The sequence below is a fragment of the Phosphitispora fastidiosa genome, assembly GCF_019008365.1.
Lineage (GTDB): Bacteria > Bacillota > Thermincolia > Thermincolales > UBA2595 > Phosphitispora > Phosphitispora fastidiosa.
Genome location: NZ_JAHHUL010000195.1, coordinates 1 through 246 on the forward strand (window position 1 = coordinate 1; position 246 = coordinate 246).

The window sequence follows — 246 nt, forward strand, 5'->3', positions numbered from 1 at the left end:
GCGCGAAAATCTCGGCGACCGTGCCCAAGAAGATCAGTTCCTTGTCATGCAGCGAGCCGTCAGCCTTGGCGATGTGGAAAAGGCCGTCGAGAATATCTTCGAGCATCTTGCAGTTCGGCTTGCCGGTACCGCACAGGGAGGCCAGTTGCGCCGCATAGGTCTCGTAACCCGCCACATCCTGCTTGGCGAGATTGTAAAGCCGGGTCACCTGATCCTGGTAGCGCGGCGGAACATGGAAGATCTCGT

The 246-nt window shown here is 58.5% G+C and carries 1 protein-coding gene; it reads right to left on the minus strand.

Annotated elements, in window-relative coordinates; translation table 11 throughout:
• Window positions 1–246, minus strand: a 246-nt coding sequence (locus Ga0451573_RS19475; protein ID WP_231685859.1) for a TerB family tellurite resistance protein, incomplete at both ends; no start/stop codon positions are given.